This is a genomic window from Methylopila henanensis (genome assembly GCF_042681025.1).
Lineage (GTDB): Bacteria > Pseudomonadota > Alphaproteobacteria > Rhizobiales > Methylopilaceae > Methylopila > Methylopila henanensis.
Map to the genome: position 1 here is coordinate 215,163 of NZ_JBHUER010000010.1, position 22,480 is coordinate 237,642.

Genomic DNA, 22,480 nt, shown 5'->3' on the forward strand with positions numbered 1-22,480 from the left:
CGAGGCTGCGTTGGAACCCGAGTACGGCCTGCTTCTGCTGGCGCTGATCATCGTCCCGATTCTCGGCGTCGTGGGCTTCGCGCTCGCTCTCGCGTCCCGGTCGCGCATCGCCGCGCTCGAACGGCGGATCGCGACGCTGGAGGCGGAGATCGGCCGGCGCGCCGCGGGCGTGGTTCCCGCCGACGCTCGCCCCTCCGCGGCGCCGCAACCGCAGCAAAAACCCGCGCCGCAGGTCGCGCCCAGACCGGCGAACGTCGTTCCCCCGACGCCGAAGCCCGCCGCCGCGCCGCAGCCTCCGAAGCGCTCGCTGGAGGAACGGCTCGGGGCGCGCTGGTCGGTGATCGTCGGCGGACTGGCGCTCGCGCTCGGCGGCGTGTTCCTGGTGCGCTACTCCATCGAGCAGGGACTGCTCGGCCCCGCGGCGCGCACCCTGCTTGGCGCGGCCTTCGCCTCCGGCCTGCTCGCGCTCGGCGAACGCATGCGTCGCGCCGAGGCGCGCGCCGGCCGCCCGCGCCGCGCGATCGATATCCCGGCCGTCGTGACCTCCGCCGGCGCCGTCAGCGCGTTCGCGACCGTCTACGCGGCCTATGCGCTCTACGGCTTCATCGGTCCGGCGCCGGCCTTCGTGCTGCTCGGCGCAGTCGCCGTGGCGACGCTGCTCGCGGCTGCCCTGCACGGTCCGGTGCTTGGAGCGGTCGGCCTCATCGGCGCCCACGCCGCGCCGCTGCTGGTGTCGTCCACCGAGCCGAACCTCTACGCCCTCCTGACCTACCTGCTCGCGCCGACGGCCGCGGCCTTCGCGGTGGCCCGCATCCGGAACTGGCCGGCGCTCGCGCTCGCCGCGGGCCTCGCAGGCGCCGCGTGGGGCGCGCTGGCCGCGACTGGCGTCGCCGAAAGCGGCGACGGTTTCGCGCTGATAGCCTACGCCTCGGCCCTCGTGGCGCTCGCCGCCGCGCTGCGGGCGGGCGAGGCCGCTCCGCCCCGGCCCCCCGTCGTTCCGAACGCGCTGATCGCGCTGTTTGGTCTTCTCGCGCTCGCCGGCCCGGTGATCGACGGCTTCGCCGCGCTGTCGCTTGCAGGGCTCGCCCTGCTGCTCGCGGCCATGCTCGCGCTCGCCGCGCGCGTCCCGGTCTTCGCGCCCGCCGCGGTCGCGAGCGCAGCCCTCGCCGGCCTCGCCGCTCTGTCGTTCGACGACGCCGCGCTCGCGCTGCTCGCCGAGACCACGACCTATCCCATGCCTGGCGACCCTGCCGCCACGCCGGTCGGCGTGGCGCGCTTCCTCGTCTTCGCGGCCGTCCTCGGCGCCGTCCATCTGGCAGGCGGGGCCTATGCGGCCCGCCGCGCGCCGGCGACCCCGCTCTGGAGGGCGGGCTGCCTCGCGGCGGCGGCCGTTGCGGCGCCGCTGGCGCTGCTCGGCGTCGCCTACTGGCGCGTCGCGGGCTTCGCGACCGATTTCGGCTTCGCGGCGTGCGCCGCCCTGCTCGCCGCGGTCTACGTCGCGCTGAGCGAGAACGCCGTCCGCCGCGAAGCCTCGGCCTCCGGAGGCCCCGCCGCCACGGCGGCCTATGTCACCGGCGCGGCCGCCGCTCTCGGCCTCGCGCTCGCTATGGCGATGCGCGACGGAGCGCTGACCGTCGCGCTTGCCTTCCTGACGGCGGCGCTCGGCTACGCCGCGACCGCGCGGCCGATCCGGGCGCTCGGCTTCGTCGCGGTCGCGGCGGCTAGCCTCGTGGCCGCGCGGGTCGCGATCGACCCCCGGATCGTCGGCGAGGCGCTGTCGTCGACGCCGGTGTTCAACGCCCTACTCTGGGGGTACGGCGCGCCGGCGGCCGCGTTCTGGTTCGCCTCGCGCCGGTTCGACCGCGCCGGACAGCCGTGGCCGGCGCAGGTTCTGGAGGGCGCGGCGCTGCTGTTCGCGCTGCTGCTCGGCTTCGCGCAGGCGCGCCATCTCGCGCACGGCGATCTCGTCGGCGACGGGGTGCGGCTGCTCGAAGCCGGGCTCGACGCCACCGTCGCCTTCGGGCTCGCGGCGCTGGTCGGGCGGCTGCGGCTGAAGCGGGCGAGCCCGGTGCTCGCCTATGGCGCGCTCGCCGCGGGCGGGCTCGGCGTCGCGGTCGCGCTGCTCGGGCTGTTCCTGGCCGCGAATCCGCTCTTCACCGGCGAGCCGGTCGGCGACGGCGTCCTGCTCAACGCGCTGCTGCCGGGCTATCTCGTTCCAGCGCTCGCCGCCGCGGCCGCTGCCCGCTTCGCCGCTCCGGAAGCGCCGACGTGGGTCGCCCGCGTCTTCGGCGGCGTCGCGCTGGCGCTCGGCCTCGCCTGGGCCAGCCTCGTCGTGCGGCGCGCCTTCGCAGGCGCCACGCTGGACGGGCCGATCACCAGCGATCCCGAATGGTACGCCTATTCCGCGGTATGGCTCGTCTTCGGCCTCGCCACGCTTGCGGCGGGCGTCGCGCGCCGGTCGAAGGCGCTGCGCCTCGCCTCAGCCGCCGTCGTCACCGCCGTGACGCTGAAGGTGTTCCTGTTCGACATGGCCGGCCTCGGAGGGGCCCTGCGGGCTCTGTCCTTCATGGGGCTCGGCGCGGTGCTGGTCGGCATCGGCCTCGTCTACCAGCGCCTGCTAGCCCCACGTGCGAGCGCATGACAATCTTGAAATGATGCGCTAAGCGCATTGCATCGGCGCAATGGATTGGGGGGCTGCGACGACGACATGCTCGCCTGGGATGATTTTCGCCTGGTGAAGTCGATCGCTGAAAGGCGTTCGCTGGCGGGCGCGGCGACGGTGCTCGGCGTCAACGCCTCCACGGTGTTCCGCCGGCTCGGCGCGCTGGAGCAGTCGCTCGGCGCCCGGCTGTTCGAGCGCGGCCGGGCCGGCTACGCGCTCACCCCCGCCGGCGAGGAGATGGTCGGCATCGCCGCGCGCATGGGCGACGAGATCGTCGCCTTCGAGCGCCGGGTGTCGGGCCAGGACCTCGCGCCTGCGGGCGAGCTGCGCGTCACCACCAACGATTCGCTGCTGATCCACCTGCTCACCGGCATCTTCGCGGATTTCCGCCGCGCCTATCCCGACATCACGCTCGACATCGTCGTCGGAAACGCCGCGCTCAACCTGTCGAAGCGCGACGCGGACGTCGCGATCCGCGCGACGGCGAGCCCGCCGGAGACGCTGGTCGGCCGTCGCATCGCCAGCATCGGCTGGGCGATCTACGGCGCGGCGCCGCTGGAGCCGGTCGACGACATCGCCGCGCTCGACGCGTTGCCGTGGATCGGACCGGGCGAGATGCTCGGGCCGCTGCAGAAGTGGCTGCGCGACGCGGTCGGCGAGCACCGGGTGGTCTACCGGCTCTCCACCGTGCTCGGCATGGCGGAGGCGATCGCCGCCGGCATCGGCGTCGGCCCGCTGCCCTGTTTCATCGCGAGCAGCGTGCCCAACCTCGTCCGCCTCTACGACCCGCCGGCGCAGGTGCCCGCCGCGCTGTGGCTGCTGACGCATCCGGACCTGCGCTCGAGCGCAAGGGTGCGGGCGTTCATGGACCACGTCGGACAGGAGCTCGCCCGCCGGCGCCACGCCTTCGAAGGCACCCGCGAACCCGCCTGATTCAGGCCCCGACCCCCACACGACGCCAAGACGTCCAAGGAGCACCCATGTCCCTGTCCGACGGTCCGACTGGCCTCGCCTCCGCCCTCAGCGCGCTGAGCGAGGCGCGCGCGAGCGGCCGGCGCCTGACCGCCCCGCCGGAAGGAGCCGTTCTCTCAGACGAACGGGAAGCCTATGCGGCGCATTTCGCGGCGGTCGCGCTCGTGGGCCCGATCCGCGGCTGGAAGGTCGGCGCGCCGTCGCCCGAGGCGGCGCCCGGCTACGGCGCGCTGACGGCGGACACCATCTTCGACGGCCCCGTCACGCTGCCGGCCTTCGCGCTCGGCGCGGTCGAGGCCGAGATCGCGGTCCGCTTCGCGCGCGACCTGCCGGCGCGCGAAGAGCCCTACGGCAAGGACGAGGTCTTCGCCGCGATCGGAAGCTGGCACGCGGCGATCGAGATTCTCGAAAGCGCCTTCGCGGACTGGAAGGCGGCCCCGAAGCTCTGGAAGATCGCCGACCGCCAGAGCCATGGCGCGCTGGTGCTCGGCCCCGCGGTCGACGCGCCGCCCTCGCCGCCGCTCGCCGAGACGCCGGTGAAGCTGATCGTCGACGGCGAAACCGTGTTCGACCATGTGGGCGGCAACACCGCCGGCGATCCGGTGCGGCCGCTGCTGTGGCTCGTCAACGAACTCCGCGACGGACCGAACCACATCAAGGCGGGCGACGTCATCACCACCGGCTCGACGACGCCGTTCCACGTCGCCGGCGCCGGCCAGACGGTTCGGGCCGAATTCCCGGAGCTCGGCGCCGCGGAGCTGACGCTGTCCTGAGGAGGAGCGCCGTCAGCCGCGCCGGAAGAATTGGAACCAGACGAGATAGATGATGATCGGCACGCCGACGATCAGGAACGGGACGAACGCGTCGTCCCGCCAGTGATTTGGTCCATCCGTTCGGGTCAGAAGTTTGACCGTCGGCAGCTCCGCGACCGTCAGAAGCGCGTCCATCGTTATTCGCCCTCGCGGCTACCGCAGGGAATCGAACGTTCCGCCGACATTGCCGCGGACATCGTTCAGCCGGTCGCCATAGTTGCGCCGGCTGGCGGGATCCACGATCGCGATGGGGGCGGTGACGATCGCGCCGGCGGCGGAGCCCGCCGTCGCCGCGGCGCCCGCCGCCGCCTGCCCGACGCGCTCGCCGAGGCTGAGCTCGTTGGCGGAGATTTCCTGCCCGGCCACCAGCCGGCCGCCGATCGCCTTCACCACCTGCGGGCTCGCCGCGAACTTGCCGTGGGCGAGCGGATCGGCGGTGCGCAGATCCGTCAGGTCGAAGGCGTCGATCTTCTGGGTCTCGAACTCGGAGCGGTAGGGCTCCGCCTTGGGATCGATCGCGCCGAGCCGCGGCACTTGCCCCGCGATCCGGCTCGACACCCTGAGCGCGGTGTCGTCGCGCGAAACGAACACCGTGAAGCGCGGCCGCCGCCCCGGCGCGCCCATTTCACCGAGCTGCTGCTTGAACACGTCGACGTCCACGTCCGGCGCCGCGAGGATGACGTTGCGGATCTTGGGCGCGATGCGGCCGTCCCGGATCGCCATCTGGCGCAGCGACTCCATCGCGAGGAAGCTGCCCATGGAGTGCGCGAGCACCGACACGTCCTTCACCTCGGGGGCGGCGGCGAGGTTCTGCAGCACCTCCTCAAGCGCGTCGCGTGAGTAGTTGGTGCTCTCGCGGTCGTAATTGTAGGCGAACAGGCTGCCGCGCGAGGGCCAAGTGAACAGCACCGGCACCGCGTCCGTCCCGCTGTCGTGGACGATCTGCGCGAAGCGGTAGACCGCGTCCTCATAGCCGTTGTTGAAGCCATGCACGAACAGCAGCACATGCTTCTTGCGGCCGGTGGTCTCGCTGCGGAACCACGCCCGCGCCTGCTCGCGGTCCATCTGACGGGCCGCCACCGTCGAGAACTCCTTCGAGGGGTCGGCCGGAAGACGGCGGGGCCACTGGACCTCGCCGGCCTTGCGGGCGGCGTCCGGCGGTATAGACACCGAGATCTGCGTCAGCGCCAACCGCGTGCCGCGTTCGCCCGAGAACAGCACGCCCGGCTGGACGGTGCTCTTGCGCGTCGTAGCGACCATCAGGTCGACGCGCGACGCGCCGGGCGCCTCGGCGGCCGAAGGAACCAGCACGCCCTCCGCGCGGCCCGCGCAGCCGGCGAGCCCCAGCACGAGCGCCAACGCCGCCCATTTCGCCCACTTGGCGCCCGCCATCGTCCTGACCCCGTTTCGGCCGCGCCTGCGCGCGGTTCATGCTGCGTTCAGATCGTCTAGCTCAAATCTGAGCCCATGAGCAAAACCTGCAGCATTTCGACCGACGCCCTCAAATCGTGAGGGAACGTTATGGCGAGTTCGAGCGTTCGGTGGAGCTAATGTCTGCATTCGACTTTGGTCAATGGCAGTCAGATACCGTTGAGCCAAGTTTGCTCCAAGGTCGAATAGCTCGGAAGCGACGCAAAAAAGCCACCATGACGGCGCTGTCCGCCGGAACTTGACTGCATCAACTGGGGCGAACAAGGCGCGCCGCGCGCTGTGCGACGACGCCGGAAACACACAAGGCTGGTGATGAAAACGACCCGACTTCTTCTCCTTGCGGGCGCCGCGCTGCCCGCTCTGGCGCTGTCCGCGCCGACGATCGCATTCGCCGACATGCGCGGAGCGACGGATCGTCCGATCGTTCTGGCGCAGTCCGACGAAGAGGGCCCACGCCGCGGCGGCGGGCGTGAGGAACGTGGCGGCGGACGTGAAGAGCGCGGCGGAGGCCGCGAGGAGCGCGGCGGCGGACGGGAACGCGCCGAGCGTCCTGAGCGGGCCGAGCGTCCCGAACGCGCGGAGCGCCCCGAACGAGCCGAACGTCCCGAACGGGCTGAACGCCCCGAGCGTACGGAGCGGCCTGAACGCGCCGAACGGCCGGATCGCGAACAGCGCCAGCAGCAGCGTGAGCAGGCGCAGGAGCAGCGTCAGCAGGAACGCCAGCAGCAGCGTGAACAGGCCCAGGAGAAGCGCCAGCAGGAGCGACAGGAGCAGCGCGAGCAAGCTCAAGAGAAGCGCCAGCAGGAGCGTGAGCAAAAGCGCGAGCAGGCGCAGGACAAGCGCGAGGACCGGCCGGCGCGTGACGCCGAGAAGCCGGGGCTCAACCGCGCGGAACGCCTGAAGGAGTATCAGGACGAGCAGCGCGAAAAGCGGCAGGACCGCCAGCAAGACCGCGGCGAGACCGCAGGCGACAAGCGTGACGAGCGCCGGAACGACGCGCGCGACAACGCGCAGGAGCGCCGGGAGAACCGCCAGGAGCGCCGCGAGGACGCCCGCGACGATCGCCAGGACCGTCTGCGGGAGCTTCGCGAAGAGCGGCGCGAGAACGCTCAGGATCGCCGCGATGAGCCGCGCGATCGCCGCGACAACGCCCGCGACGACCGTGAGGATCGTTTGCGGGAGCTGCGCGAGGATCGGCGCGACCAGGCGCGAGACGACCGTCGCGACGACCGGCGGGACCGCCGTCAGGAAGGCCGCACGGCCGATCAGGAGCGTCGCATCGAGCGGCTCGAGCAGCGGATCCGCGAGGAGCGCCGCGAGGACCGCGCCGACCGGCGCGACGAGCGGATCGACCGGCTGCGCGACCAGCGCCGCGAACGCCGCGACGGCGACCGGATCATCATCACCGAAGGCGACCGCACGATCATTCGTGAGGGCGGGCGCACCTACATCCGCCGCGACGAGGGCCTGCGCTTCCGCGACGGCTCCCGCGACTGGCGCGAGGAGCGCCGCGGCTCGGAGACGGTGCGCATCTCGGTCCGTCCCGACGGGTCGGAGATCTACACCTACGTGGACGACGACGGCCGCCTGCTGCGCCGCAGCCGCCGCTACCGCGGCGAGGAGGTCGTGCTGATCGACAACCGTCCGCGCGGCGGCTTCCGCGGTGGGGCCTTCGTGCCGCTCGACCTGCCGCCGCCGGTGATCGAGATTCCGCGCGAGGAGTACATCGTCGACGCGGACGAGGCCTCCTACGGCCAGATCGAAAGGGCGTTCACCGCGCCGCCGGTGCGCAAGCTCGAGCGCAAGTACACGCTCGACGAGGTGCGCTACAACCCGCCGCTTCGTGAAAGCGTGCGCAGCGTCGATCTCGACTCGATCACCTTCGACACCGGCTCGTGGGAGGTCCGCGACGACCAGATCACGAAGCTCGAGAACATCGGCCTCGCCATGGAGGACGCGGTCAAGAAGGACCCGAAGACGATCTTCATGATCGAGGGCCACACCGACGCCGTGGGATCGGACGACGACAACCTGTCGCTTTCCGACCGGCGCGCGGAGTCCGTGGCCTCGGTGCTGACGAAGTACTTCAACGTGCCCGCCGAGAACCTGACGACGCAGGGCTACGGCGAGCAGTACCTCAAGGTGAAGACGGACGGCCCGGAGGAGCGCAACCGCCGCGTCGCGATCCGCAACATCACGCCGCTGCTGCAGACCAGCTCGGCGGACTGATGCGACGTCGGGGCAGCGGCCCCGACCGCAACGAGACGAGGCGCGCCGGCTTCCCCGCCGGCGCGCCTTTTTTGTCCATGCCCGCCACGCAGGCGAAATTGCGGCGAGATGACGTCCCGCCTGCTGGTTGCGCCAACATCGCGCCCTAAGCTCACGTGGTAACGCAGCCGCCGACGCAGATGTGAACGGCCGGACAAGGGGAGCTTCGAGCACGATGACCGCAAGCGACGTCGCCGCAGGCCGGGGAGCGGACGGAGAACCGACCCTCGATCGTTCCGTCACGCTGTTCCAGATAACGCTCTACGGCCTCGGCTCGATGCTGGGCGCCGGCATCTACGGCCTGATCGGGCAGGCCGCCGGCCAGCTCGGCTCCGCGGTGTGGATGGCCTTCGTGGTCTCCATGATCGCCGCCATGCTGACCGGCCTGTCCTACGCCAACGTGGTGTCGCGGCATCCGAAGGCGGGCGGCGCGGCCTATGTGACCCAGCGCGCCTACGGAATTCCGCTCCTGTCCTACGTCGTCGGCCTCGCCGTGGTGTGCTCGGGCCTGACCTCGATCGCCACCCAGTCGAACGTTGTGGCGGCGAGCGTGCAGAAGCTGCTCGGGCTCACCGCCATTCCCGTCTGGATCCTCGCCTTCGGCTTCCTGCTGCTGATCGCCGGCATCCTGCTGCGCGGGATCAAGGAGTCGATGTGGTTCAACGTGCTCTGCACCATCATCGAGGCCTCCGGCCTGCTGCTGGTGATCGCGGTCTCCGTCAGCTACTGGGGAACCAACCCGCTGATCGAGTTCCCCCCGGAGGCGAGCCACAACGGCGAGCTCGGAACCATCGCGATCCTCGTCATGCAGGGCGCGGTGCTGACCTTCTTCTCCTTCATCGGCTTCGAGGACATGCTGAACGTGTCCGAGGAGTGCAAGGACGCGAGCCGCAACGTGCCGCTGGCGATCATCCTCGCCATGATCGGCGCCACCATCATCTACATGGCGGTCGCGATCTCGGCGGTGTCCGTGATGCACTACAGCGAACTCCCCTCAGAGCTCGCGCTGGTCGAGGTGGTGAAGCGCGCGGCGCCCTGGTTCCCGCCGATCATCCTGTCGGTCGTCACCATCTTCGCGGTGTCGAACACGGCGCTCGTCAACTGGATCATGGGTTCGCGCCTGCTCTACGGCATGTCGAAGCAGGGGCTGATGCCGCCGGTCCTCGGCAAGGTGCATCCCACCCGCCGCACACCCCATGTCGCCATCCTGACCCTGCTCGTGATCTGCGCCGTGCTGTCGCTGCTCGGCGACATCAAGGCGCTGGCGCAGGCGACGGTGCTCCTGCTGCTCACCGTGTTCACCGTGGTGAACGTCGCGCTGATCGTGCTGAAGAAGCGGCCGGGCGAGAAGCCGGGCCGCTTCGAGGTGCCGATCATCGTGCCCTATCTCGGCGCGGCGGTGTGCGCGACGCTGATCGTCGTCCGCCTGTTCCAGTCGGGCGGGTTCGCGGCTCCGGCCATCGCCTTCGGCCTGATCGCCGTGATCGCGGCGCTCTACTTCGTGACGGGCGCCGGCAAGGACCAGGAACGCCTGCAGCGCTTCATCGCTCAGGAAGAAGCGGCCGAGGCGTGAGGCCCGCAGGGAAGATCGCGTGAAGGTCGCGCTCGTCGTCAACCGCTCAGCGGGCGCGCTCCTCGGCCGGGCCGATCCGGCCGAGGAGATCGCGGAAAAGCTCGCCGCGGCGGGCTTCGAGGTGGGCGCTGTCTCGGACGGCGACGCCTCGGACGTTGTAGAGCGGATGGAGCACGCGCGCGACCTGCCGGTCGACGCGATCGTCACCGCAGGCGGCGACGGCACGGTCGCCGCCGCCGCCCAGCTTCTCGCCGGCACGGACAAGGCGCTCGCCGCCCTGCCCTTCGGCACCATGAACCTGCTCGCCAAGGACCTCGGGCTGCCGCTTGAGCTCGACGCGGCGATCGCCGCGATGGCCGCCGGCGAGACGCGCGCGATCGACATCGGCGAGGTCAACGGCCACGTCTTCCTGTGCAACTCCATGCTCGGCCTGCCCTCGCGCCTCGCCGAGCGGCGCGAGAAGAGCCGCGAGCACATGGGCGCGCTTGGCTGGTGGCGGCTGTTCGCGGCCGGTCTCAAGGGGCTCTACCGCTACCCGCCGATGCGGATCGGCCTCGACCTCGGCGATGGACCGACGGCGCTCCGCTCCAAGGCGATCGTGGTCGCCAACAACGCGTATGACGAAGGCTTCGGCCACGTGCTCACGCGATCGCATCTCGACCGCGGCGAGCTCGTCCTCTACGCCACGAGGCGTCTCAGCGTCTGGCCGCTCGTGCGCCTGTCGGTGCGCATGGCGCTCGGGACATGGACGAAGGACGTCGACCTCGAAACCCACTACGTCCGCGAGCTGCAGGTGACGAGCCGCCGCCGGCTGCTGCGGGTGATGAACGACGGGGAGACCATGTTGCTCAAGCCGCCGCTCCATTACGTGATCCGTCCGCTGGCGCTCAAGGTGCTCGCGCCCCGCCTCGCCTCCGCCGCGGCGCCGGGCGACGCCGCCCTCTCCGCGCGGGAGCCGGCCGAGGGCGCGGCGTGACCCGCCTCGTCCACATGTCCGACATCCACTTCGAACGTGTCGATCCGGTCGTGGTGGAGGCGCTCCGGGCGGAGATCAACGCCGATCCGCCGGACCTGATCATCGTCTCGGGCGACCTGACCCAGCACGCCTATCGCCACGAGTACCGCGCCGCCGGCGCCTTCCTGCGCAGCCTGAACGCGCCCGTGCTCGCCGTGCCCGGCAATCACGACATCACCTACATCCACCTCGCCCAGCGCTTTCTCGACCCCTACGCCCGCTGGCGGCGCTTCATATCGCGCGAGATCGAGCCGACCTGGACGGACGACACCGTGGCGGTGGTCGGGCTCAACACCGCGCGCCGCATGGCCTGGGGCTTCGACTGGTCCAAGGGCCGGTTCGGGCTCCGCCAGCTCCACCGGCTGAACAAGCGCTTCGAGGCGCTGCCGAAGGAGCTGTTCCGGATCGTGGTGGCGCACCATCCGCTGCACGCGCCGGAACACGCGCCCGATCTCGACATCGTGGGCCGCGCGGACGAGGCGCTCGCCTGCTTCCGGAAGAACGGCGTCGGGCTGGTGCTCGCGGGCCACCTGCACCGGGGATATGTCCACGCCCACGAGATCGCGCAGGAGGGGCTGCCGCCGCTGCTGGTGATCCAGGCCTCCACCGCCACCTCGACGCGGCTGCGCGGCGAGCCCAACGCCTATCACCGGCTGGAGGTCGACAAGTCCGGCACAGTCGCGCTCGAAGTGCGCGCCTGGGACGGGCGCGCGTGGCGTCAGGTCGCCACCCGCGAGCAGGGCGCGCGCAGGCCGAAGGACGAGCCGGGCGACTTCCACCGGCCGCAGGTGGTCGAGGTCGCCGGCCGAGAGAACGCCCCGGCCGGGCTGGGGTGACGCGCCGCGGCGACGGCGGCCGCTGAGGCGGTAGCCCTACGCCGCGCCGGCCCCGCCCAGCCTGCGAAGACGAGCCACCTGCAACGTCAGGCCGACGAGCAGCGCGATGAGCAGGCCGCCCTGCGCTCCAAGCAGCAGCGGAGCATGCGGGTCCGTCACGAAAGGATGGCCGTCCGGCACGCGCCGCAGCACCTCCGTCACCGTCGGCAGAAACAGCAGGAACGCCGTCAGGCTCAGGCTGATCGTCTCGACATAGGCCTTCGCTTTCGCGGACGCCGGGAGACGGTTCGCGCCGTAGCCGACGAAAAGAAGCAGCAACGTCGCCGCGCCGAGCCCGTAGCCGACCGGATCGCGCGTGACCAGAAAGACCGTGGCGGCGCCGATGAACATCGAGACGAAGTAGACGGCGCCGAGCTTTGAATGCGGCGTGATCCTGCCATGCCGCGCAAACATGTACAGGGCGATCGGAATGGCGGGCAGGCTGCCGAGCGTATGCGCCCAGCCGAGCGGAGAGATCCCGAACATGCGTATGTCCTTCCTCTGATGATGGCGGCGACGCCGCCATGGGCGGACGCTCGCGGAAGCGCGGCGTCCTCTGTGAAACCAAGTCTACCTACTGATCGGTAGACAACGGAGACGCAGACGCCCCCTCCTGCAAGCCGGCCTCAGGCTTGAACCATGAGGCGCTCCAGTGCCGGACGGGTGACGACGCCGAACATCCCCGGGTCGCCGTAGGCGCGGGCCGAAAGCATGGCACCATGGACGAGAGCCATGAGCGCTTCGGCCTCCGCCCCGGCGGAACCGGTCAGTTTGAGCGCGCCCTGCCGCGCGCCGCGTTCCAGAACCGAGGTCAGCCACGCCGAAAGCGCCCGGAAATGCGCCCGGACCTCGCTCGCGATCTCCTCCGGCAGGATCGGAATTTCGCTGGCGAGCAGCGCGCACACGCAGAACGGCGCGCTCGCGTCGGCGATGCAGGCGTCCCAGTGGCCGACATAGGCCCGGAGCTGATCTGCCGGATCGGGAACGCTCCGCTCCAGGTCGGCGATCCCGGCCTCGACCTCGGCGCGGTAGCGGACGACGAGCGTCCGGACCAGTTCCGCCTTGCTCGGAAAGTGATGGTGAATGCTGGCGTTGCGGATGCCGACCACCTTGGCGATGTCGGCGTAGCTGAAGCCCTTGTACCCGCCCGCCAGGATCAGCGAGCGCGCGCATGTCAGGATGTCGTCGGAGGTGGTCGAAGAGCTAGCCATACGTCTTCCTACATACTAGTAGGTAGTCGGTCAAGTTGAACCTGCCGGCGGTGACCTTGAGCGGCGACATCCCCAGATCGGGGGCGACGACGGTCGACCGACGGAAACAGTCACGGGGTCCAGATGAACGTCAGGCTTTTCGCGTATGTCGCCGCCTTCCTGACGAACCTTTTGGCGGCGATGTGTATCGCGCCGTCCGTGGTCGATGTCATCGCGCGGGATCGCTGCCTCGACGCCGGGGGCGCTTGGCGGGACGGCCGCTGCGAGCATTGAACTTGCCCCGCGGCGTCTTTTCGCTCACACCGCCCGCCATGACCGACGCCGCTCTCGCCACGCCCAAGACACCGCTTGCCCGGGAAGTCGCCCGCCGGCGCACCTTCGCCATCATCTCCCATCCAGACGCGGGCAAGACCACGCTGACGGAGAAGCTGCTGATGTTCGGCGGCGCGATCCAGCTCGCCGGTCAGGTCAAGGCCAAGGGCGAGCGGCGGCGCACAAAGTCCGACTGGATGGGCATCGAGCGCGAGCGCGGAATCTCAGTCGTGACCTCGGTCATGACCTTCGAATACCGTAACTGCGTGTTCAACCTGCTGGACACGCCGGGCCACGAGGACTTCTCCGAGGACACCTACCGCACGCTCACCGCGGTCGACAGCGCCGTGATGGTGATCGACGCCGCCAAGGGCATCGAGGCGCGGACGCGGAAGCTGTTCGAGGTCTGCCGGCTGCGCGACATCCCGATCGTCACCTTCATCAACAAGATGGACCGCGAAAGCCGCGACCCATTCGAGATCCTCGACGAGATCGAGAAGACGCTCGCGCTCGACGCCACCCCGCTGACCTGGCCGATCGGGCGCGGCCGAGACTTCGCCGGCACCTACGAACTCGCGACCGGCCGCATCCGCCTCGTCGACGGCTCGGGCGAGGTTGCGGGCGAAGGCATGGAGGCGCTGGCCGGGCTCGTCGACGCGAACCGGCTGGCGGAGGTCACCGAGGAGATGGAGCTCGCGGCCGGCGCGCTGAAGCCGTTCGACCTCGCCTCGTTCCGCGAAGGCCACCTGACGCCGGTGTTCTTCGGCTCCGCGCTTCGGAACTTCGGCGTGCGCGACCTGCTCGACGGCCTCGCCGATCTCGCGCCCGCGCCGCAGGGGCTCGAGAGCGACAAGCGCGCGGTCGCCCCGGAGGAGGACCGCATGACCGCCTTCGTCTTCAAGGTGCAGGCGAACATGGACCCGAACCATCGGGATCGCATCGCGTTCGTAAGGCTTTGTTCAGGAAAGCTCTCACGCGGCATGAAGGTGCGCCAGACGCGCACCGCGAAGACGATCGGATTGCACGCTCCGCAGTTTTTCTTCGCCCAGGACAGGGCCTTGGCGGAAGAAGCTTATGCGGGCGACGTGGTGGGCATCCCCAATCACGGCCTGCTCCGGATCGGCGACACCCTCACCGAGGGCGAGGACATCTCCTTCGTCGGCGTGCCGAGCTTCGCGCCGGAAATCCTGCGCCGCGTCCGGCTCGAGGACGCCATGAAGGCGAAGAAGCTGAAGCAGGCGCTGCAGGAGATGGCCGAGGAAGGCGTGGTGCAGGTGTTCCGTCCCTTCGACGGCTCGCCGTCGCTGATCGGCGTGGTCGGCCCGCTGCAGATCGACGTGCTGGCCGACCGGCTGAAGGGCGAGTACGGGCTCGAGGTCGGCTTCGAGCAGAGCCAGTACGCCCTGGCCCGCTGGGTTTCGGCGGCGAACAAGGCCGACCTCAACGAGTTCCTGAACGCAAACCGCTCGAGCCTCGCCGAGGACCTCGACGGCGATCCCGTGCTGCTGACCGGCTCCGCCTTCCAGATGACCCGCGCGCAGGAGCGCTGGTCCAAGATCGCCTTCACCGACATCAAGGACGTGCGCAAGCAGGCGGCTTGAGGGGGCGTCTCTTGTCGCGGCTCAAGGCCGAGACAGGTAGGGCTGCGAGATCCCGTCCAGCAGCGCCGCGACCTCGTCCGCGCCGTCGGGAAAGCCGGCCGCGATCCACGCCTCCTCCGCGGCCTTGAGCGCCTGTCCGAGCGCCGGACCGGCGGAGACGCCGCGGGCTAGGAAGTCCTTCGCCGCGAAGGGCTGCGCCGGCGGCGGCCAACGCTCGGGCAGCGCGAGAAGCCCGGCCCAACCCGCATCGCCCTCCCCGGCCCCAGCCTCGGCGCGAGCGAGCGTCGCGCGGTCGCGGAACGCCGGCGCGCCGAGCCGGTAGAGCGCGACCTTCGCGGCGGCCTCCCCCATGGCCGGCGCGAGCGGCGGGCGGGCGTCGCCGATCGCCGCGAGCCGACGCGCCTCCGTCTTCGAGAGCCGCAGCCACTCCTGAAGCCGCTCCGCGTCCTCGGCGACGAACAGTCCGAGCCCGGCCAGCCGCAGAAGGGCGTCGCCGCCGGCGTCGAGCGCCGCCAGCCGCTCGAAACGGACGAGACGCGCCACGCCTCCCAGCACGGGGCCGAGCAGCCCCGCCTCCGCCATCGCCCGCACGGTCCCCGGCGCGCCGGGAGCGACCAGCAGCTTCAGCAGTTCCGCCCGGACGCGTTCCCGCGAGAGCCGCCGCAGCCCGCCGCGGTTCGCGATCGCCGCGTGAAGTCCGGCGGCGTCGATCGGTCCGCGCGCGAAACGGGCGTGGAAGCGGAAGAAGCGCAGGATGCGCAGATAGTCCTCTCGGATGCGCTCGTCCGGATCGCCGATGAACCGCACGCGCCCGGCGTGGAGGTCGCCGAGGCCGTCGACATGGTCGTGCACGCAGCCGGCGCGGTCGAGATAGAGGCCGTTCATGGTGAGGTCGCGCCGGGCCGCGTCCTCCGCCCAGTCGCGGGTGAAGGCGACCGTGGCGCGGCGGCCATCGGTCGCGACGTCGCGGCGCAGCGTCGTCACCTCGAAGGGGTGGCCGCGCGCGATCACGGTCACGGTGCCATGGTCGAGCCCGGTCGGCGCGGTCTTCCAGCCCGCGGCGGACGCGCGGCGCACGACCTCGTCCGGCGTCGCAGTGGTGGCGATGTCGATGTCGCCGCGCGGCAGGCCGAGCGCCGCGTCGCGCACCGCGCCGCCCGCGATCCGCGCCTCCTCGCCGTCCGAGTCGAGGATGGCGAGGACGTCGGAGAGCGGCCGCCTGGCGAGCCAAGGCGCGTCGATCCGCGCCGTCGCGGTCATTGTCCACCGGGCTCCACGATCCGGCCCGGCACGAACACGCCGTCCTTCATATGCGCCGGAACATACAGCGCCTTGGTCGAGCCGCCGCTCGTAAGGCCAACCGCGAACAGGCTGCCGACCGTCAGCGCGACGCCGGCCGCGACCAGCCAGGCGAGCGGCACGCCGCGCCAGCGCTCCGGGGCGCGCCAGCCGTGGCCGGCGAAATGCAGCCAGATCCCATAGGCGATGAACGGGGCCAGAAACAGCAGCGCCTGGAAGAGGATGCGGGACATCAGCCGTAGAGCCTTTCATAGAGGTTCCGCAGCAGGCCCGCGGTAACCCCCCAGATATGGCGTTCGCGCCACGGCATGTGGTGAACTTTTCGCAAGCCGCCGGCCCATTCGCGCATCTCGACGCTGTGGTTCTCCTCCCGCATCAGAAAGCCGAGCGGAACCTCGAAGGCGTCGTCGACCTCGTCCGGCGAAAGCCGCAGCACGTACAGCGGATCGATCTCCGCGACGCAGCCGACGATCGCGAAACCGGAATTGGTGACGTAGAGGTCGAGATAGCCGAGCGGCCGGACCAGCCGGGCGTCGAGCCCGATCTCCTCCTCCGCCTCCCGCAGGGCCGCTGCGAGCGCCGAGGCGTCGGAGGGCTCGCGCTTGCCGCCGGGAAACGAGATCTGGCCGGCGTGCACGGGCAGATGCTTCGCGCGCTGGGTGAAGAGCAGCTGCGGTTCGTCGCGTGCGACCACGCCGACCAGCACCGCCGCCGCGCGCGGGACGCGGTCAGGCGCGAGCAGCGCGTGCTCCCCGATCGGCACGGTCTCGGGATCGTCCGGGTCTGGCTCATGGGCGAGGAGACGCGACGCGGCGCGGTCGCGGAAGTCGGCGAGCGAGAACGGCGCGGCGGCGGCGCGGACGTCGTTCACGCCAACGCCTCGGGCAGCGCGAAGAACCGCCCGCCGCCCCAGACGCCGAGCACGCCGTCGCGCTCCTCGGCAAGGTCGACGAGGTCATAGACGGCCGAGCGCGCGACCAGCGCCCAGAGATCGGAGCGGACATGGACGTAGGGCTTGAAGCCGCCGTCCGACGCCGTCTCGAACCTGAGCGAATGGTCCTCGCCCACGTCGACCACCTCGTCCACATTGGTGCGAAAGCGGATGCGGCGACCCTCGCCCTCGCCTTCGCTCGCCATCTCCACGGCGAGGAAGGGCGCGTCCTCGACCGTGATGTCGAGCTTCTCCGCGGGAGTGACCAGCACGTAGCCGTCCGGATCGCGCCGCAGCACGGTCGAGAACAGCTTCACCAGCGCCGGACGGCGGATCGGAGAGCCCTCGTAGATCCAGGAGCCGTCGGCGCGGATGACGAGATCGAGCGCGCCGCAGCGCTCCGGATGCCATTTGTGCACAGGCGCGACGCCGCGCGAGCAGGCCTCGCGGGCGGCGTCGGCGAGCGCCTGCATGCGGTCGGGCGCGGCGGCTGCGGCTGTGCGGTCTTCGGCCATCACGTTCGGTTTACGCTCCTCATGGGCGGAAATGGGCCTTGGTCTCGCCCCTTTCCTGCTCTCTGCCTAACGTTAAGGCGGCGATCGCGCGCGGTCAGCCTCCCCAAGGCCCGGCTCTCGACCTTTAGCCCAAAGGGCGCGAGGCTTGCATTGTGGGCCATACGGTCGTCCGATGCGTAACAGTCCGGCGACACAGCATGCGAGGAAAGCTCCATGATCCAGGCGGCAAGCGACGGCGCGACCGATCTCGACGCGGCCATCGTCAAGGGCGCGGAAGCGATCGGGGGCCATGTCGCGGCGGCCCGCGCGGCGATCGGGCAGGTGATCTACGGCCAGGACCAGGTGGTGGACCGCGCGCTGCTCACGGTGCTCTGCGGCGGCCACGCGCTGCTCGTGGGCGTGCCCGGCCTCGCCAAGACGAAGCTCGTGGAGGCGCTCGGCACCGTGCTCGGCCTCGACGCGCGCCGCGTGCAGTTCACGCCGGACCTGATGCCGTCCGACATCCTCGGCTCCGAGGTGCTGGAGGAGGACGACCACGGCCGCCGCTCTTTCCGCTTCGTCTCCGGCCCGATCTTCGCACAGTTGCTCATGGCCGACGAGATCAACCGCGCGAGCCCGCGCACCCAGTCGGCGCTGCTGCAGGCGATGCAGGAGTACCACGTCACCGTCGCCGGCCACCGCTACGACCTGCCGCGCCCGTTCCACGTGCTCGCGACCCAGAACCCGCTGGAGCAGGAGGGCACCTACCCGCTGCCCGAGGCCCAGCTCGACCGCTTCCTGATGCAGATCGACGTCGGCTATCCCGACCGCGACGCCGAGCGCCGCATCCTGCTCGCGACCACCGGCGCCGAGGAGGCGAAGCCGAAGGCCGCCATGTCCGCCGACGACCTGCTGTCGGCCCAGCGGCTGGTGCGGCGCCTGCCGGTCGGCGAATCGGTCGTCGAGGCGATTCTCGATCTGGTGCGCTCCGCTCGGCCCGAGACCGCCGAGAAGGGCTTCGCCGACAAGATCGCCTGGGGCCCCGGCCCGCGCGCGAGCCAGTCGCTGATGCTGGCGGTGCGCGCCCGCGCCCTGCTCGACGGCCGCTTCGCGCCCTCGATCGACGACGTCGCGGCGCTCGCCGATCCCGTCCTCAAGCACCGCATGGCGCTCACCTTCTCCGCCCGGGCCGACGGAGACACGCTCGACGGCGTGATCGGCAAGCTCGTCGAGCGGCTCGGCTGACGCCGATGGCGGTGAGGACCGGGCTGGTCGATCCTTCCGAGACGCGCGTCGCGCCCCGGCATGAGGAAGCGGCGCTCGGCCTCGCCGGAAGTCTGCCGCGCCTCGTGGTCGCGGCCCGCCGCGCCTCGGCGACCGTGGTCCACGGCCTGCACGGCCGCCGCCGCTCCGGGACGGGTGAGAATTTCTGGCAGTTCCGGCGCTTCTCCGCCGGTGAGCCGGTCGGCCGGATCGACTGGCGCCGCTCGGCCCGCGACGACCATCTCTATGTGCGGGAGCAGGAGTGGGAGGCCGCCCACACCGTCTGGATCTGGATCGACCGCTCCCGCAGCATGGCGTTCCGCTCCAGCCTCTCGCCAGTTCCGAAGATCGAGCGCGCGGCGGTGCTGGGGCTCGCGCTCGCGGACGTTCTGGTGCGCGGCGGCGAGCGCGTCGGACTGCTCGGCCTGACGCGGCCGACCGCGAGCCGAAACGCGGTCGAGACGCTGGCGCAGTCGCTCGGGGGCGCCGCGGCGGACGATTCCGGCCTTCCGCCGGCCGCGACGCCGATCGCGCGCCTGTCCGAGGCGATCCTGATCGGCGACCTGCTGGCGCCCGAGGCCGAAATCGCGGCCTCCGTCGGCAATCTCGCCGCGAGGGGCGGACGGGGCCACATGGTCATGATCGTCGATCCGGTCGAGGAGACCTTCCCCTTCACCGGCCGCACCGAGTTCCACGATCCCGATCTCGCCGGCATGAAGCTGATCGCGGGCCGCGCCGAAGAATGGCGCCAGGGCTACGCGGAGCGGCTCGCCCGCCACCGCGCGGCGCTCAGCGAGATCGCGCGCCGCCACGGCTGGAGCTTCACCATCCACCGCACCGATCGCCCGGCGACCGAACCGCTGCTCGCGCTGCACGGCCGCCTCGCCGAGGCCGCCGCATGAGCGCGCTCCCCCTCGCCTTCCTGAGCCCCTGGCTGCTGCTCGGCCTGCTGGCGCTGCCGGCGCTGTGGCTGCTGCTCAGGCTGACGCCGCCGAAGCCGCGGCGGGTCGACTTTCCGCCGGTCCGGCTGCTGCTCGAGGTCGCCGCCAAGCGCGAGACGCCGGTGACCACGCCGTGGTGGCTGCTGCTGCTCAGGCTCGGCCTCGCCGCGCTGATCGTGCTGGCGCTGGCGAAGCCGGTGTGGAACCCTTCCGCCGCGGCCCCCGCCGGATCCGGCCCGCTGCTGGTGGTGCTCGACAACGGCTGGGCGGCCGCGCCCGACTGGGACGAGCGGGTGCGGTCGGCCGACGGCGCGATCTCGGCCGCGGGCGACGCCGGCCGCGGCGTGGCGCTGGTCGCGACCGCCGAAGCGCCCCGCGACGTCGGCCTCGCCACCGCGGACGAAGCGCGCGAGCGCCTGCGCGTCCTCCAGCCGGAGCCCTACTCGGCCGACCGGCGGGCGCATCTGCCGTCGATCGAGCGCTTTCTCTCCGCGAACCGGGAGGCGGAGGCGGTCTGGATCGCGGACGGGCTCGGCTCCGGAGAAGCGCGCGCCTTCGCCGAGGCGCTGAAAGCCGCGCTCGGAAGCCGGGCGCTGACGGTGCGCGTCGACCAGACGGGCTCCGCCCGCGGCCTCGCCGGCGCCGACAACACGCCGGCCGCCATGACTGTGAAGGCTCTGCGCGCCGAAGCGGCCGGCCCCGAGACGCTGCGCGTACGCGCGCTCGACCTTCGCGGCCGGGCGCTCGGCGAGGCGGACGCCGCCTTCGGCGTCGGCGCGCGCGAGGCGACCGCGAGCTTCGAGATGCCGGTCGAGCTCCGCAACGACGTCGCCCGGCTGGAGATCGTCGGCGCGGGCTCAGCCGGCGCGGTCCAGCTTCTCGACCAGCGCTCCAAGCGGCGCGCCGTGGGCGTCGTGACCGGCGCGACCGCCGACACCGCCCAGCCGCTGCTGTCGCCGACCTACTACGTCACCCGCGCGCTGAAGCCGTTCGCCGACGTGCGCGAGGCGCGCGGCCAGGGCGCGAGCGCCGCGGTCGAGGGCTTCATCGAGCAGAAGCTGCCGGTGATCATGCTCGCCGACGTCGGCGCGCTGACGGAGACCGCGCGCGAACGCCTGCGCGGCTGGATCGACGCCGGCGGCGTGCTCGTGCGCTTCGCCGGCCCCCGCCTCGCCGGCGCCCCGGAGGACGGCCTGAGCCCGGTGCGCCTGCGCCAGGGCGGCCGCACGCTCGGCGGCGCGCTCGCCTGGGAGACGCCGCAGCCGCTCGCGAGCTTCGCCGCCGACGGCCCGTTCGCGCCGCTCGCCGTGCCCGGCGACGTGACGGTGAACAGGCAGGTGCTGGCCGAGCCCGACGCCGACCTGCCCGACCGGGTGTGGGCGACGCTCGGCGACGGGACTCCCCTCGTCACCGGCGCACGCCAGAACAAGGGCATGACCGTGCTGTTCCACGTCACCGCGGACACCCGCTGGTCGAACCTCCCGCTCTCCGGCGCCTTCGTCGACATGCTGCGGCGGGTGGTCGATCTCGCAGGCTCCGGTCCCGCCCCGACCGAGGCCGCCACTGCGCAGGGCGCGGCCGCGGCGGGCCAGCCGGCGCAGCCCGCGCCGCAGGGTCCGCGCGCGACGCTGCCGCCGACGCGCACGCTCGACGGCTTCGGCGCGTTCCGCAATCCGCCGGCGACCGCGAAGCCCGCGCCCGCCGAAGGCCGCGCCTTCGCCACCGCCGAGAATCCGCCCGGCCTCTACGGCCCGGTGGACGCCGGCGTCGCGATCAACGCGCTGCCGGCCGACGCGGCGCTTACCCGGCTCGATCTGTCTGGCCTCGACGTCGGCGTGGGCGCGGTGGTCGTCGCAGAGCCCACGCCGGTCGCGCCCTGGCTGTTCACGGCGGCGGCGATCGCTGCGATCGTCGACGGGCTGATCGTGTTCCTGCTCGGCGGCGGTGCGGCGCTGCTGGCCCGGCGGCGGCCGCAGGCGGCCGCTCTGGCGCTGGTCGCGGCGGCGCTGGCGCTCGCGCTCGGCGCCCAGCCCGTCCTCGCGCAGCAGACCGCGCAGGCGCCCGCGAAAGCCGCGGACGCTTTCGACGAACGCTTCGCGCTCGAGGCGACGCTCGCCACCCGCTTCGCCTATGTGGCGACCGGCGATTTCGAGGTGGACCGCATCGCCAAGGCGGGCCTCGAGGGCCTGACCCAGTCGCTCGCCGCGCGCACCGCGCTTGAGCCCGGCGCGCCGATCGCGATCGACCCGGCCAAGGACGAACTCGCCTTCTTCCCGCTGATCTACTGGCCGGTGACGGCCGACGCGGTCCAACCCTCGCCGGAGGCGTTGGCCCGCATCGACGCCTACATGAAGCAGGGCGGCACCATTCTGTTCGACACCCGCGACGGCTTCACCGCCGGCGGCGGGCCCGAGGGCGCGGCGCTGAAGCGGCTGCTGGAAGGGCTCGACGTGCCGGCGCTGGAGCCGGTGCCGCGCGACCACGTGCTGACCAAGGCGTTCTACCTGCTCGACGAGTTCCCCGGCCGCTACGCCGACAGCCCGCTCTGGGTCGAGACGCTGCCCGCGGCCGACGAGGGCGAGGAGCGCCCGGCGCGCGCGGGCGACGGCGTCTCGCCGGTTCTGATCACCGGCGCGGACCTCGCCGGCGCCTGGGCGATCGGCGCCGACGGCCAGCCGCTGTTCCCGACCTCGAGCGACGAGCGCCAGCGCGAGATCGCCTATCGCGTCGGGGTCAACATCGTGATGTACACGCTGACCGGCAACTACAAGGCCGATCAGGTCCACGTCCCCGCCCTGCTCGAAAGGCTCGGCCAGTGAG

The 22,480-nt window shown here is 71.7% G+C and carries 20 protein-coding genes; 11 read left to right on the forward strand and 9 right to left on the reverse strand.

Annotated features, from left to right (window positions below; all coding sequences use genetic code 11):
* Window positions 1-10: 10 nt before the first annotated feature.
* The 3 genes from ACFSCV_RS14115 to ACFSCV_RS14125 all read left to right on the forward strand — a co-directional run bounded on the left by ACFSCV_RS14115 (window position 11) and on the right by ACFSCV_RS14125 (window position 4,407).
* Window positions 11-2,641 (forward strand): DUF2339 domain-containing protein, encoded by a 2,631-nt coding sequence (locus tag ACFSCV_RS14115; RefSeq protein WP_378800212.1) that lies wholly within the window; start codon window positions 11-13, stop codon window positions 2,639-2,641.
* A gap of 66 nt (window positions 2,642-2,707) precedes the next feature.
* Window positions 2,708-3,595, forward strand: a complete 888-nt coding sequence (locus ACFSCV_RS14120; RefSeq protein ID WP_378800213.1) for a LysR family transcriptional regulator — start codon at window positions 2,708-2,710, stop codon at window positions 3,593-3,595.
* Window positions 3,596-3,642: 47 nt separating this feature from the next.
* Window positions 3,643-4,407 (forward strand): 2-keto-4-pentenoate hydratase, encoded by a 765-nt coding sequence (locus ACFSCV_RS14125; protein WP_378800214.1) that lies wholly within the window; start codon window positions 3,643-3,645, stop codon window positions 4,405-4,407.
* Window positions 4,408-4,419: 12 nt separating this feature from the next.
* On the opposite strand, the gene ACFSCV_RS14130 is transcribed toward ACFSCV_RS14125, so the two are convergent.
* The 3 genes from ACFSCV_RS14130 to ACFSCV_RS14140 are packed head-to-tail and all read right to left on the reverse strand — an operon-like array spanning window position 4,420 to window position 6,825.
* Window positions 4,420-4,581 (reverse strand): hypothetical protein, encoded by a 162-nt coding sequence (locus ACFSCV_RS14130; RefSeq protein WP_378800215.1) that lies wholly within the window; start codon window positions 4,579-4,581, stop codon window positions 4,420-4,422.
* An 18-nt stretch (window positions 4,582-4,599) separates the two neighbouring features.
* Window positions 4,600-5,838 (reverse strand): alpha/beta hydrolase, encoded by a 1,239-nt coding sequence (locus tag ACFSCV_RS14135; RefSeq protein WP_378800216.1) that lies wholly within the window; start codon window positions 5,836-5,838, stop codon window positions 4,600-4,602.
* Between the two features lie 36 nt (window positions 5,839-5,874).
* A complete protein-coding gene (locus ACFSCV_RS14140; RefSeq protein ID WP_378800217.1) occupies window positions 5,875-6,825 on the reverse strand; it encodes a hypothetical protein in 951 nt (316 codons plus the stop codon).
* Between the two features lie 225 nt (window positions 6,826-7,050).
* Between ACFSCV_RS14140 and ACFSCV_RS14145 the strand changes: the two genes are divergently transcribed.
* The 4 genes from ACFSCV_RS14145 (at window position 7,051) to ACFSCV_RS14160 (ending at window position 11,569) form a co-directional block, all read left to right on the forward strand.
* Window positions 7,051-8,106, forward strand: a complete 1,056-nt coding sequence (locus ACFSCV_RS14145) for an OmpA family protein (RefSeq protein ID WP_378800218.1) — start codon at window positions 7,051-7,053, stop codon at window positions 8,104-8,106.
* Between the two features lie 214 nt (window positions 8,107-8,320).
* A complete protein-coding gene (locus ACFSCV_RS14150) occupies window positions 8,321-9,718 on the forward strand; it encodes an APC family permease (protein ID WP_378800219.1) in 1,398 nt (465 codons plus the stop codon).
* 19 nt (window positions 9,719-9,737) lie between these two features.
* Window positions 9,738-10,694, forward strand: a complete 957-nt coding sequence (locus ACFSCV_RS14155; RefSeq protein ID WP_378800220.1) for a diacylglycerol/lipid kinase family protein — start codon at window positions 9,738-9,740, stop codon at window positions 10,692-10,694.
* Window positions 10,691-11,569, forward strand: coding sequence for a metallophosphoesterase family protein (locus ACFSCV_RS14160; protein ID WP_378800221.1), 879 nt, complete (start codon window positions 10,691-10,693; stop codon window positions 11,567-11,569). Before ACFSCV_RS14155 ends, ACFSCV_RS14160 begins: the two co-directional genes overlap by 4 nt.
* Before the next feature lie 36 nt (window positions 11,570-11,605).
* Here ACFSCV_RS14160 and ACFSCV_RS14165 read toward each other — a convergent pair whose 3' ends face one another.
* Together ACFSCV_RS14165 and ACFSCV_RS14170 are read right to left on the reverse strand one after the other, a co-directional pair.
* On the reverse strand, window positions 11,606-12,094 hold the full coding sequence (locus tag ACFSCV_RS14165) for a hypothetical protein (RefSeq protein ID WP_378800222.1): 489 nt from the start codon (window positions 12,092-12,094) through the stop codon (window positions 11,606-11,608).
* A 140-nt stretch (window positions 12,095-12,234) separates the two neighbouring features.
* Entirely contained in the window at window positions 12,235-12,819 is a 585-nt protein-coding gene (locus tag ACFSCV_RS14170) for a TetR/AcrR family transcriptional regulator (protein WP_378800223.1), read from the reverse strand.
* Window positions 12,820-13,130: 311 nt separating this feature from the next.
* Between ACFSCV_RS14170 and ACFSCV_RS14175 the strand changes: the two genes are divergently transcribed.
* The gene (locus tag ACFSCV_RS14175) at window positions 13,131-14,732 is read left to right on the forward strand and encodes a peptide chain release factor 3 (protein ID WP_378800224.1); all 1,602 of its coding nucleotides are present in this window, start codon (window positions 13,131-13,133) and stop codon (window positions 14,730-14,732) included.
* 21 nt (window positions 14,733-14,753) lie between these two features.
* Here the strand turns inward: ACFSCV_RS14175 and ACFSCV_RS14180 are convergent, their stop codons facing one another.
* The 4 genes from ACFSCV_RS14180 to ACFSCV_RS14195 are packed head-to-tail and all read right to left on the reverse strand — an operon-like array spanning window position 14,754 to window position 17,477.
* Window positions 14,754-15,992 (reverse strand): CCA tRNA nucleotidyltransferase, encoded by a 1,239-nt coding sequence (locus ACFSCV_RS14180; RefSeq protein WP_378800225.1) that lies wholly within the window; start codon window positions 15,990-15,992, stop codon window positions 14,754-14,756.
* Window positions 15,989-16,264 carry a DUF6111 family protein gene (locus ACFSCV_RS14185; RefSeq protein ID WP_378800226.1) on the reverse strand — a complete coding sequence of 92 codons (276 nt, stop codon included), beginning with the start codon at window positions 16,262-16,264 and terminating at the stop codon, window positions 15,989-15,991. Before ACFSCV_RS14185 ends, ACFSCV_RS14180 begins: the two co-directional genes overlap by 4 nt.
* On the reverse strand, window positions 16,264-16,902 hold the full coding sequence (locus ACFSCV_RS14190) for an NUDIX hydrolase (RefSeq protein WP_378800227.1): 639 nt from the start codon (window positions 16,900-16,902) through the stop codon (window positions 16,264-16,266). Before ACFSCV_RS14190 ends, ACFSCV_RS14185 begins: the two co-directional genes overlap by 1 nt.
* Window positions 16,899-17,477: a DUF1285 domain-containing protein gene (locus ACFSCV_RS14195; RefSeq protein WP_378800228.1), complete on the reverse strand. Its 579-nt coding sequence runs from the start codon at window positions 17,475-17,477 to the stop codon at window positions 16,899-16,901. The genes ACFSCV_RS14190 and ACFSCV_RS14195 overlap by 4 nt, the downstream gene beginning before the upstream one ends.
* A 213-nt stretch (window positions 17,478-17,690) precedes the next feature.
* On the opposite strand from ACFSCV_RS14195, the gene ACFSCV_RS14200 reads away from it, so the two are divergent.
* Genes ACFSCV_RS14200 through ACFSCV_RS14210 form a run of 3 tightly spaced genes read left to right on the forward strand, consistent with a single transcriptional unit; the run spans window position 17,691 to window position 22,479 of the window.
* Window positions 17,691-18,701: an AAA family ATPase gene (locus ACFSCV_RS14200; RefSeq protein ID WP_378800229.1), complete on the forward strand. Its 1,011-nt coding sequence runs from the start codon at window positions 17,691-17,693 to the stop codon at window positions 18,699-18,701.
* Between the two features lie 5 nt (window positions 18,702-18,706).
* A complete protein-coding gene (locus tag ACFSCV_RS14205; RefSeq protein ID WP_378800230.1) occupies window positions 18,707-19,621 on the forward strand; it encodes a DUF58 domain-containing protein in 915 nt (304 codons plus the stop codon).
* Window positions 19,618-22,479: a DUF4159 domain-containing protein gene (locus tag ACFSCV_RS14210; RefSeq protein WP_378800231.1), complete on the forward strand. Its 2,862-nt coding sequence runs from the start codon at window positions 19,618-19,620 to the stop codon at window positions 22,477-22,479. Before ACFSCV_RS14205 ends, ACFSCV_RS14210 begins: the two co-directional genes overlap by 4 nt.
* Window position 22,480: the final 1 nt, after the last annotated feature.